This is a genomic window from Parasphingomonas puruogangriensis, from assembly GCF_036663635.1.
Classification (GTDB): Bacteria; Pseudomonadota; Alphaproteobacteria; order Sphingomonadales; family Sphingomonadaceae; genus Sphingomonas.
In genome coordinates this window covers 21,535-33,915 of the sequence record NZ_JAXOJI010000014.1, presented here as the reverse complement: position 1 = coordinate 33,915, position 12,381 = coordinate 21,535, and the positions used below count along the sequence as shown (strand labels likewise).

The 12,381-nt window shown below is 64.8% G+C and carries 6 protein-coding genes and 1 tRNA gene; 5 read left to right on the top strand and 2 right to left on the bottom strand.

Features of this window, described 5'->3' with window-relative positions:
* Positions 1-37: 37 nt before the first annotated feature.
* Positions 38-114 (top strand) — tRNA-Met (locus U1739_RS20800).
* Between the two features lie 328 nt (positions 115-442).
* On the opposite strand, the gene U1739_RS20795 is transcribed toward U1739_RS20800, so the two are convergent.
* The gene (locus U1739_RS20795) at positions 443-2,218 is read right to left on the bottom strand and encodes a tetratricopeptide repeat protein (RefSeq protein ID WP_332710531.1); all 1,776 of its coding nucleotides are present in this window, start codon (positions 2,216-2,218) and stop codon (positions 443-445) included.
* Positions 2,219-2,692: 474 nt separating this feature from the next.
* On the opposite strand from U1739_RS20795, the gene U1739_RS20790 reads away from it, so the two are divergent.
* The gene (locus U1739_RS20790; protein WP_332710530.1) at positions 2,693-3,841 is read left to right on the top strand and encodes a cytochrome P450; all 1,149 of its coding nucleotides are present in this window, start codon (positions 2,693-2,695) and stop codon (positions 3,839-3,841) included.
* 23 nt (positions 3,842-3,864) lie between these two features.
* Entirely contained in the window at positions 3,865-6,837 is a 2,973-nt protein-coding gene (locus U1739_RS20785) for a Dyp-type peroxidase (protein ID WP_332710529.1), read from the top strand.
* Positions 6,838-7,176: 339 nt separating this feature from the next.
* Here the strand turns inward: U1739_RS20785 and U1739_RS20780 are convergent, their stop codons facing one another.
* Positions 7,177-7,329: a hypothetical protein gene (locus tag U1739_RS20780; protein ID WP_332710528.1), complete on the bottom strand. Its 153-nt coding sequence runs from the start codon at positions 7,327-7,329 to the stop codon at positions 7,177-7,179.
* A gap of 315 nt (positions 7,330-7,644) precedes the next feature.
* Between U1739_RS20780 and U1739_RS20775 the strand changes: the two genes are divergently transcribed.
* Both U1739_RS20775 and U1739_RS20770 read left to right on the top strand, forming a co-directional pair.
* On the top strand, positions 7,645-11,583 hold the full coding sequence (locus tag U1739_RS20775) for a GAF domain-containing protein (RefSeq protein ID WP_332710527.1): 3,939 nt from the start codon (positions 7,645-7,647) through the stop codon (positions 11,581-11,583).
* Positions 11,580-12,371, top strand: coding sequence for a LytR/AlgR family response regulator transcription factor (locus U1739_RS20770; RefSeq protein ID WP_332710526.1), 792 nt, complete (start codon positions 11,580-11,582; stop codon positions 12,369-12,371). Before U1739_RS20775 ends, U1739_RS20770 begins: the two co-directional genes overlap by 4 nt.
* Positions 12,372-12,381 lie beyond the last annotated feature (10 nt).

The window sequence follows — 12,381 nt, the reverse complement described above, 5'->3', positions numbered from 1 at the left end:
TCATACCCCCTGCTACCCAGCAGGCGGCGTACCGTGGCGCGGGGTGGAGCAGCCCGGTAGCTCGTCAGGCTCATAACCTGAAGGTCACAGGTTCAAATCCTGTCCCCGCAACCATCGATACACATACAACAACCGTCTCAGGATCTCCTGCGGCGGTTTTTTTGTGCCTTTTGCGCAGCTCCAGAGCGGCATTGCTTAGCAACGGTCGCGCAAAATTGTTAAGGCCAGCACAATGGTCATGTGCGCCTTGACCGGTGTTGCCGACAGAACCGGGTGCAGCCCATCGCCGACGTCGATACCGCCTGCTGCGCCGCTGGGGCTGCAAACTGCGCCGTCCGACGTCGGTCACCGAAAACAGCGTTCCACGCCGACATCGGTTGGGATGTCTAGGGCGATGAAGAACCCCGAAGCCCGGATCTTGCGCAGTCGCCCCTACCGGCCTTCACAGCCGCTCCATCCGCAGCCAGTTCTGATCGCCGCGCCAGTTGCGTTCGAACGCCTGGAGGGCCGCGGCGGCTTCGAGTTTATGGCCCTGCGCGTCCTCGCTCCGCGAGAGCCCATACAGCGCCCAACCGTTGCGGGGTGCTTGTAGAAGCGCGGCGCGGAACGCCTGGCTGGCGTCGCTGAACCGGCCCGCTTGGAACAGTACCGCCCCAAGCGACTGGCTGACCGGATAATACCAATAGGCCGGTTCCTGATAGGGCATCTTGCCCTCGAGCACGATTGCTTGCCGGTAATGCCGCGCCGCTTCGCCCCAATTGCCTTCCGCTTGCGCCAGGCGCCCGCGTGCAACCGCTTCGGCAAGTGCCAGTAGAACGGGCGCGGGCATGCCCTGTTCGATCATCGGCGCGAAGGCATTGGACTCGCGAAGCGCCGTGAGGGAAGCGATCTCGCGCTCGAAAGCGATACGATCATGCCGCTGGGCCTGCGCCACCGCGCGTGCGTACAAGCGCATGGCGCCGGCATAGGGCAGGCGAGCATCGGCGGGCGGCATGGCAAGGATCGCCTCTGGCCGTGCGAACTGCGCCATGGCCAAATAAGGCGCGGCGTCGATCACTTGGATCCACGCTATCCGAGCGGAGGTTTGCGGGTCGAGGACCGTGCGCAGCCGTCGCGCTTCGTCGATCGCGGTACGCATGTCGCCGGACAGCTGCGCTGAGGTCACGATGAAGTGGATGTTATGCGGATAATAGCCGTAGCGCAGCAGGCTGTGATCGTCGGTGCTGCGGATGAAAGCCTCGTCGGCCCGCGCCGCGGCAAGGTTGACGCGGATCGACTCTTCATAGCGCCCCGTCCGCCGATAGATATGAGACGGCATATGGACCAGATGCCCAGCGCTTGGGGCAAGCGGCCGCGCGAGCCGATCGGCCGCAGCTTCTGCGCGCTGCGGATCGGCACTATTCTCCATCAGGTGAATGTACAGGTGCGCTGCCTGGAGATTGGCGGGACTGCGGGCGAGCACCGTCTCGACAATGCGCACTGCCTCGCCGCTGCGGCCCACCGGGGTCCGTTTGTCGGCCTCCCAATAGTTCCATGGGCTCGTATCCATCACCGCTTCGGCGGTGAGCACGGCGATATCGTCGTCATTGGGGAAACGGCGGGCGACATCCAGCATGGCATCGGCATAGGCCCCGTCGAGCGCCGCTCGATCGGCCTTGGTATCCCGCGCATAACGGCGCGACATTGCGTCGATCAGCGCCTGTTCGATAGGCGGCGCGTGCGCGCGGAGCGCTACTGCGCGATCCATCGCCGCCAGGGCCGTGCCGCGATCGCGATCGTCCATCGGTGCGTTGATGTTCGGCCCCAGCGCAAGCGCCTCTCCCCACCAGCACAAGGCGCATGAGGGATCGAGCCGCTGCGCCTCGCGGAACGAGCGGACCGCGCCGGCGTGGTTGAACCCGTAGGTCAGGACAAGACCTTGATTGAAGTAGCGCCGGGCGCGCGCATTGGCGGTCATGATCGGCAGGCGGGGCGCGATCAGGTCGGGATAGAGCGGCATCGTATCGGATGCAGCCCCAATTGGCCCGGCCACGGCCGCTGCAAGCATCAATTCCTGCTTCAGCGTCGCGGCACTGGCCCTGCCGCCGCACAGTGCGGTAGCCAAGCGTGTCGGATCGAGCGCAGCTAGGGCGTCAGGCGAGAAGGAAACGCCCGGCGAAAAGCTGGTTAGAGCGACTGCCGCCGCGGCCAGCGTGGTGCTTTTCAGCAGCTTGCGCATTCCGCCGTCCTTTGATGGATCGGGTCGACAAGAATTACTGCTCACTATCACATACTGTTCCGTTGCTCAAGTTGCGGCGACTATATCGGGAAGGATGCGCTATAGTTTACAGCAGAGAATAATTTGGGCGTAAAAATAGATAGATAGCGTACATTTCTAGAGCCTTATTAGGTTGCGATAGGACGGTTTTTACGGAAACTATTACAATAGCCCACTAAAGCGATATGGCGATAGGTAGGATATTTGCGAAGAATGGAAGACATAAGGTCAATCCAACGATTGCAAAATTCGATAAGTAGCTAGGGTTGTACGTTGCTATCCTATGTAACTGGACAACACGTAACATATTGTGGTCATATCTTGTTCGCACGATAACTTCGCAATATCGACATCGTAGGGCAGCCGCTCATGGTAACCGAAGCCGTTTTACGCCGCCGCCAGGGCCCGTTTACCCAATGGTTGATGGGTCGTGCCATGGCCATGCTGCCGACGCTGTTTGGCTGGCTGCGTAAAGTCCGCCCGGTGCTGCGCTTGGGCTCGACCTACCTGATCACTCGGCATGACGATGTGCGAACCGTGTTCGCCAACGATCAGGCGTTCGGCGCGCCCTATGCGGCGAAGCTCGACATCATCATGGGGGGCGCGCCGTTCATCCTCGGCATGGCGGATGGCGACCCGTATCGTGCCGGTCTTGCCTCCTTGCGCCGGGTGGTGCGGCGCGATGACCTGCCGCTGCTGGGCGCGCGCGTGACGGCGCAGGCCGAGGCGATCGTCGCCGAAGCGGATGGGCGGCTCGATGTCGTCGATACGCTGGTGCGGCGGATCGCGTTCGATTTCATGGCGACCTATCTTGGCGTACCGGAGCCGGCCAATGGCGAGCTGCGCGTTTGGGGGACGCGATTGTTCGAATTCCAGTTCGTCGCCAGCGATGCCCCGCTACTGGCCGAGGTAAACCGGATTGCGCCGCTGATGCGCGCGCACGTCCAGCAGCAAATCGAGGCGCGGCGGGGAAGTAGCGGAGATGACGTGATTGCCCGCGCGCTCAGGTTGCAGGCTGCAGGCGAGCCAGGGTTCAGCGATACGCAGATCCGCAGCGACGTGGTTGGCCTGTTGGTCGGCGGGCCGCCACAACCTCCCATGGTCTTGCCCCAAGCGCTAGAGCAACTGTTGCGGCGTCCGGACGCGCTTGCGGCAGCGCAGGCGGCGGCGCGCGCCGATGATGACCGCCTGCTGTCAGCGTATATCATGGAAGCCATGCGCTTCGATCCGCTGGCGCCGTGGATGCCGCGCGTTGCGCGCGCTGCCCGCTCGGTTGGCGAGGGCAAATCTGGACGTATCATCCCGGCTGGGGCCACCGTGCTCGCCAGCATCGCCTCGGCCATGCGGGACGAGCGCCGCGTGCCGGACCCCAGCCGCTTCGATGCGACACGGCCGGCCGAGCAATATCTTCATTTCGGCTACGGCGTTCACCAGTGTTTCGGGCTCGAGATCAACCGCGCGACGCTGCACCTGATGCTCAAGCCACTGCTCAAGCGCGATCGGTTGCGTCGCGCACCCGGGCGTGCGGGGCGGCTCCAGAAGAACGGCGCGTTCGCGAGTTCGCTTGTTGTGGAGTTCGATTGAGACGCGAGAACGGGGGGGGGGAGATGAATCAGGCAATGCTGACGGTCGCCGCGCGTATCGAGGTGGGCGATCTCGACACGGTGCTGGCGCTGATCGATGCGCTCGGCAATCCGGCGGGCTCGATCGCCAAGGCACTGGCGGGGTCGGGCGATGGCGAATTCCTGCATTTTGCCAGCCTGCACGCGATCCGCTCGCACCGCGCAGGGCGCGCCTATATCGTGCTCGAACTCTCCGCCGATGGCGCACCCGATGCCGTGCTTGGCGAACTGGCTAGGCGCGCCGGCGACTATTTGACGCCGATCTTCCGGTTCGCCGAGCTGGGCCTCGCGCCGTCGCGCCTCGCCGAGTTCCTCATGCGGCACAGGATCACAGTCGGTTATCAGCTGTTCCAGCCGGCCGGGCTCGCTTTTTCGGGCGTGCCGGGACTATCGGTGCAGCAGATCGAGCAGGAGCGCGCGCTCGCGGAGCGAGTCGCGCTGTTACTGTCGCAGCAGGGGGAATTCGCTTCGTCGCTGGCGCGGCTGGAAGCGGTGAAGCACGCGCTCGCGGGGGATCCGGCCTTTGCCTGGGCAAGCGATCCGGGGCCCACGCCACCCCCTGGGCCGACCACGGATCCGAGCCTTGGCGCCAAGGTCGTGGCGTTGCTACCGGTACTGACGACGGCCTTTCTGTGGCCGATCCTGATCGTGGCGATCCCGCTGGCCTGTTGGATCGCTTGGCCCACGGCCTGGCTGCCCACGCCGACGATCCGGTTTCTGCTGCTCGCCGCAGGGCTTACCCTGGTGTTCGCGTTTGCGGCCCTCCTCATGCTCTATCTCATCTTCCGGCGCGGCGAGGAGGCCGACTGGACGTCGGACGCCGCGCCGACACTCGATCAGGCAGCGGCAATGTTCGCGCGCGAGAATGCGCCGGGCGTCGCGCACAACCACATGATGTCGCACACCGTGCGCAAGCCCGGGATCCTGCGCTTCTTCACCCTTCGCATCGCTTTCTGCGCGATCGGCACGCTGACCGGGCTCAATCCAAGGCCGGGTTTTCTCGGCGATATCGGGACGATCCATTTCGCCCGCTGGGTGTCGATACCAGGCACGCGCGATGTGCTGTTCTTCTCCAATTATGGCGGTAGCTGGGAAAGCTATCTCGAGGATTTCATCACTCGCGCGCATGAAGGGCTGACCGCAGTGTGGTCGAACACGGTCGGCTTTCCGCGCACGCGCCACCTGTTCTTCGATGGCGCCACTGACGGCGAACGCTTCAAGCGTTTCGCGCGCCAAAGCATGCGTTACACGCCTTTCTGGTACAGCGCCTATCCGACCCTGACAACGGCAAATATCCGAACCAACACGCTCGTTCGCCGCGGCCTCCACGCACGCACGGAGAGTGAGGCGGGGCATTGGCTGACGCTGTTCGGCTCGGCGCCGCGCCCGAAGGCCAAGCTCGACACGACGCAGATCCAGAGCATCATGTTCGGCGGTCTCGGCTTCAAGCCGGCCGGGCGGCTGGTAACAGTGCGGCTCGGCACGGACATGGCGCGCAACCGGACGTGGGTGCGGGAGCTGATGCCGTTGCTCAGTTTCAATGATGGGCGTTACATAAAGGAGCAGGCCGTCGTTACGTTGGCACTGGCGGCGACGGGACTGCGCGAGCTTGGGTTGCCGGAGGCGGCGCTGGAGACGTTTCCGGCGGCGTTTCTGCTCGGCATGCGGGGCGAGGGGCGGGCGCGCATTCTGGGCGACGATCCGGGGTGCGCGGACTGGTGGTGGGACCAAAGCGAGGTCTCCGCGGCGTTGCTCATCTATGGCGACACCGACGCCGCGGTCGCCGCATTGGTCGGCACGGTGGAGACGATGCTGGCGGGCGCCGGCGCGATCGTCGATCAGATCGATCTGACGCCGGTGGGCAAACAGCTCACCGATCGCAAGGAGCCGTTCGGCTTTGTCGATGGCGTGTCCCAGCCGGCGATCCGCGGCACCTATCGCGGCCTGCGCAACGCCGATCCGATCCATCTGATCGAGCCGGGCGAGATCATTCTCGGCTATCCCGACAATCGCGGCTCGGTCCCGCCCGGTCCGTTGCTGGATGCGCGCGACGATCCGACGATGATGCTGCCGATCGCCGGCGAAGATCATGGCTTCACCGAATCGATCAAGTCCAACCCCCGGCTGATCGGCTTCAACGGCAGTTATCTAGTAATCCGCCAACTCGAGCAGGATCATGACGGATTTTGGGCCTATTGCGCGGCGCAGGCGCAGAAGTTCGCCCACCGCTTCCCCCCGCCGGCGATCTGCGACGCCGAGTTCATCGCCGCCAAGATTATTGGCCGCTGGCCCGATCGTTCGTCGCTCGCGCGCAATCCCTATATGTCGGCCACGCGGCTGCACGAACTCTATGGCGGCGACGCGGCAGTGGCGACGATGCGGGAGCAGGCCGCGCCGGCCGATCCTGCCGCGACCCCGATCGCCAGCGGTGATCGCGCGGGCGGCCCTGCCTCAGCGGGCGGCGGCACCAAGCCACCGGTCACGCCGGACAATGACTTCCTGTTCGGAACGGAGGATCCGCAGGGGCTGCGCTGTCCTTACGGTGCGCATGTTCGTCGCGCCAATCCGCGCGACAGTCTCAGCCCCGGGTCGATGGAGCAGGTCGAGATCACCAATCGTCACCGCACCCTGCGCATCGGCCGTGGCTTCGCCGCCCAAGACGGGCGTAACGCCGGCCTGATGTTCATGTGCCTCAACGGCGATATCGAGCGGCAGTTCGAATTCATCCAGCAGACCTGGATGGGCAGCACCAAGTTCCACGGCCTCGATCGCGAAAGCGACGTGATCGCGGGCAACGGTAAGTCAGACTGCAACGCCTTCACCATCCCGGTGCGCACGGGGCCTGTGGCGCTCGATCCGCTGCCGCGCTTCGTGACGATGCGCGGGGGCGGATATTTCTTCCTGCCCGGGCGGCAGTTGCTCAACTATCTTGCTGTGCCGGCAGACGTCGCGCCGTGACAGCGGGACAACGACGAATATCGATCCCGCGACACGGCAATGTAGTGAGGGGCCGTGCGGCTTGGTTGCGGGCGCACCGGGCAATCGTCCGCTGGTGATCATCACCCAAGGTCGATTGCCCGGTGCCCTTTGCCAACGGTTTCGCCGTGTCGGCGCAGCCGTTCAGGTGTAGACGGTATACACGCTGACCATCACGCACAGCGGCACGCATGCCATCACGAGGGCAACGAACTGCTTCATAGCGAAATTCCGTTCCATGAGTTTGTGGTTGGGTATGTGGATGAGGTGTCGGACGGCCCATCGCGCCGTCTGAGGTGGAGGGCGCCCCAGTCGGCCGGATCAAACTGCGACCAACGTCGCCGCTACCGATACGGAGGACCTGACGCCTACTTCCATGGGTAGTTCGGCGGCGCGGATTTGGGGCGCGATGATGCAGGCGCCGGCGATGAAGCCAACCAGCATCAGATGATAAAAACGATCTTTCCGTGTCATGATCTCTCTCTCGAACAATGACGAGAGCGGTCGGCTCCCGGTGCCTGGTTTCTTGCACCCTCGAGCAAGCCGGTCATCACGACTGCGACCGCAGCGCCGGGATTGCGACCAAGTCGGCATCGTCGCAGCCCGCCGCGTCAGCCGGCACCGCGATCATCGCGCCAGGCTGCGCCCCGTGCATGTCGTATCCGGCGCTTTGCGACGAATGCGACGAAGCTGCGACGAAAGTAACATGCTGACCGACTGAAAGGATCGCGCCCTCTCGTAAATAAGATCGAATCGCGGCACACTATAGCCGCGTGCAGGAGGTGAAGTATGGCGCGGACCGAAAGTATAGATGACATCGTCTTCCCAAAGTTCGTCTCCGCTGACGCAGCCAAAATATGGTTATCAAAGCATTTTGCCCGCGAAGCCGATCCGTTACGTATCCAGTCAATTTCGGCGGAAGCCTTGGGAATCTTTCTTGGCGCAGCATGGGTTAGCTATGGTGAGATCGAGCCCGGCACCGGCGCGGTCTCAACCGCGCTCGACTGGACACGGCTCCACGGGGTGTCCCTCGACGGGAGGCATCCGTTCGATAGCGAGTCCCACATGGCGCGGGAATATCGGCTCGGGCGTACCGTGGTGGTGTCCGACGCGTGCGAGCAGGCGACCGAGCGTGACGCCGCGCTCTCTACGGCAACGCCCCTCCGCTCGTTCATCGGCGTGCCGCTGATCGATGACGGCGAACTCGTCGCTTCGTTGATGGTCGGCGACGACAAGGTCCGGCGCTGGTCGGCCGAAGAGGTCACCCTGGTCGCGCAGACTGGCGCGCGGATCTGGAGCGCACTGCGTCATCTGCGTCTGACGGCGCGATTGCGCGAGAGCGAGGAACAGTTTCGAACGCTTGCCGAAAACATGCCGGGCCTGTGTTGGGTCGGCGATCATGATGGCGTGGCACAATGGGCCAATCTGCGCTGGCATGCGATGTTCGACGGCACCGGTGCGGAGCGTGGCGATCTGACCGGGGTGTGCCATCCCGCCGACCTATTCCTGGTGCGGGAAACATGGGCGGCGATGCGCGCGCGCGGCGAGACGGCGGAACTGCGGCTGCGCATGCGTGGCATGGACGGCGCCTATCGCCCGTTTCTCGGCAAGATCTCGCCGGTTCGCGACAGTCTCGGCGCCGTGGTGCGGTGGTGCGGCACACTGCTCGATCTCAGCGAGGCGGAGTCGCACGATCGGCGCAGCACCATCCTGCGCGCGTTTCACGATCGTACGCGCGACTTGACCGATCCGCATCAGATCCTGACCGAACTTGCGCAAATCCTGAGAGATCAGCTCGGCATATCACATCTCCTTTACGGCGAGACAGATGACGGGGAGGGTGGTCGGCCCGCTTTGTTTCATGCTGCGGGCGGCCAGGCGTCCGAGCTGGCCCGCGATCCCCTGCTCGATCGGGCATTTGCGCATATGGCGAATGCCAAGCGCCATCGCACGGTGGTGATCGACGACAATAGCAAGCTCGATCGCGCGGCGGACGATCCGGTACGCCTGTCGGCCGCAAAACTCGGCGTGCGGGCCGCGATCAGCGTGCCGATCATCAAGAACGGGAAGCTGGCCGGCGGATTGTCCGTGCTTAACGACACGTCACGCCGCTGGCTGCGCAACGAGATAGAATTGTGTGAAGAACTGGCCGATCGCGTCTGGGCCACGCTGGCACGCGCCCGGGCCGAAACGGCCTTGCAGGAACGCGAACGCAACCAAGCCTTTCTGATCGAGTGGAGCGATGCGGTGCGCGGCGAAGCCTCGCCCGATGCGATCATGAGCGTCACGCTGGAACGGCTTGGCCGCCATCTTGGCGTGGCGCGGGCGACCTATTCGGAAAGCGACGATTCCGGCCGACTTTTTTCGGTCCTGGGCGAATGGCGCAACGGGGTGGTGAGTCTCGCGGGCACCGCTTTCTCGCTCGACGACATTGGGGCGACGGTCGAGCAGGAATGGGTGGCCGGGGAAATCGTGCGCTATGACGATGTTATCAGCGACGCCCGGATCGAACCCGCTGCACTACCCGGATATTGCAGCGCGGAAATCCTCGCCTTTGTCAGCGTGCCGTTGACCGAAAACGGAATGGTGCGCTCCGCCATGTCGGTGCAGCATGATCGCCCGCGCCGCTGGCGCGACAGCGAGATCCAGGTGATCCGCGACGTTGCGGAGCGGACCTGGGTCGCGTTGGCGCGCGCCCGTGCGCAGGCCGCAGTGCAGGTGCGCGAACGCGACCAGGCCTTTCTGATCGCGTGGACGGACAGCATCCGCAGCGAAACCGATGCTCGTACCATCCTGTCCGAAACGCTGGCGCAGCTCGGGGCGCATCTTGGCGTGTCGCGCGCCAACTATGCCGAAGTCACGCCGGACGGCACGGCGCTGTGCGTGCTCCAGGAGTGGACCGAGGGAGTGGTGCGGGTGATTGGTCGGGCCTTTCCGCTGGCCGCACTTGGCGACCGCGTGATCGCCGATCACCTGATCGGCCATCCTTTCAAAGTAAGCGACGTCGCTACCGACGATCGCTTCGACGAGAGCAATCGGCCGCTTTACGACTCGGTCGGGGTGGTGGCTGCGCTGACCGTGCCGATGTTGCGTGGCGGCGCGCTGGTCGCCGTGCTGTCGTTGCAACAGGCACTGCCACGCGTCTGGACCGATGCCGAGGCGGAATTGGTGCGTGAGGTCGCCGACCGCACGCTTGCGGTGCTCGAGCGTGCGCTGTCCGAGGAACGGCTGGCGGAGAATGAAGCGCAGCTTGCCGCATTCATGGCCAATGCCCCCTTGGCGATGCATCTCAAGGACGCCGAGGGGCGCTATATTCGGGCCAATCCGGAGGTCGCTCGGGCCATTGGGCGGCCGCTCGATCAGCTTGTCGGCAAGCATCCCGATGAACTTTTCCCGCCCGATATCGCGCAGATCGTCAACGATCTCGAGCGCCGCGCGCTGGCCGGGCAGGTGGCCAGCGTGGAGGCCGATCTCGATCCCTCGTTCGAACGGCGCTACGGATCCATCCTGTCGATCGTGTTCCTGATCCCCGGTAACGGGGGTATTACCCGGACTGCAGGATTCACCATCGACCAGACCGAACGCAAGCGCGCCGAAGCGCAACTCGCCCAGTCGCGCGATGCGCTGTACCAGGCGGAGAAATTGTCGGCCTTGGGCTCGCTGCTGGCCGGCGTCAGCCACGAGCTGAACAATCCGCTGTCGATCGTCGTGGCGCAGGCAGTGATGATGGAGCGCCAAGCGGCGGGCGGCGCACTGGCCGAGCGCGCGCAAAAGATCCGCCGGGCGGCCGATCGCTGCGCGCGGATCGTCCAGACGTTCCTTGGCATGGCGCGCCAAAAGCGGCCAGAACATGCGCCGATCGATCTTAATGCGGTGACCAGCGCGGCGCACGAACTGGCGGATTATGGCCTGCGCACCGATGGTATCGTCACGGTGCGCGATTTCGCCACGTCGCTACCCCCCATCCTGGCGGATGCCGATCAGCTGCACCAAATCATCATCAACCTGATCGTCAATGCGCAGCAGGCCATGGCCGATGCCAATATGACCGATTGCACGCTGACCTTGGCCACCGCGCTGGGGCCCAAGCCGGGCACGGTCGTGCTGGATGTGCGCGACACCGGCCCGGGCATTCCGGCGCACATCCGGCGGCGGATCTTCGAACCATTCTTCACCACCAAGGCGCATGGCCAGGGCACCGGGGTCGGCCTGTCCTTTTCGCAAGGCCTGGCCGAGGCGCATGGCGGGCGGCTGGAAGTGATGCACGCCGAACGGGGCGCGTGGTTTCGCCTGACCTTGCCCATCAACGCGCAAGCCGCGCTGCATGTGGTGCCCGCGCTGCAACCTGCCATCGTCGCGCGACGGCGCCATGCATTGGTCATCGACGATGAGGCGGAGATTGCCGAGTCGCTGGCGGACTTTCTGTCGTTCGAGGGGTTCGAGTGCGTGGTCGCCGTAGGTGGGGCGGCGGCCCGGGCGCTGCTCGAACAGCATAGTTATGATCTGGTGATCAGCGATCTGCGCATGCCCGGGCTGGACGGGCCGGCGCTGTTTGCGTGGATTGCGGATGCGCGACCGGACCTGATCGATACCGTCGCCTTTGCCACCGGCGATACGCTGGGCGTATCGGCGGGGCGCTTCGTCAGTGAAGCCCAGCGCCCGGTGCTGGAAAAGCCGTTCACGCCCGAGGCGGTCCGCCGCCTGCTCGAACGAATGGATCTGGCATGAACGGCCCGTACGTGATCGTCGTCGACGACGAGGAAGATCTGCGCGAGCCGGTCGCCGCCTATCTCAGCGAACAAGGGCTGGTGGTCGACGAGGCGGGTAGCGGCGCGGCGCTCGATGCGCTGCTCGCCCGGCGCAAGCCCGCCTTGGTCGTGCTCGACGTGACCATGCCGGTCGAGGACGGGTTCAGTATCGCGCGGCGCTTGCGCGGCAGCTATGGCGCGATCGGCATCGTCATGCTCACCGCGCGACGCGATGTGATCGATCGCGTCGTCGGCCTGGAACTGGGCGCGGACGATTATGTCATGAAGCCGTTCGAGCCACGCGAACTGCTGGCGCGGATCCGCTCGGTGCTGCGCCGGTTAAGCGCCGAGGCGCCGGCGCCGCCGCCGGTGATCGCGCCCGGCGCAGAGAGCGATGAGGAGGGCGGCGACCAGCGCACGCTGGCGCCGCCCAGCAATGGATACCAGCGCGAATTCTGGATCCCGACCGCGCGCGGCGAAATCCGCATCCCGGTGGACAGCATCGAATGGATCGAGGCGGCCAAGGATTATGCGCTGCTGCACACCGCCGATCGCAGTCACATGATCCGGGTGACGATGGCCGCGCTGGAGGAGGGGCTTGATCCCGCCCAGATGATGCGGGTCCACCGTTCGGCCTTCGTGCGGCCAAGCGCCGTGCTGCATATCAATGCGGTCGGCCGGCATATGGTGCTGGTGACCCGCTCGGGCGCCAGCATCCGCGTCGGCCCGCGGCATTGGGACGAGGTCAGCTACAGGTTGAAGAACTGACGCGCGGCCG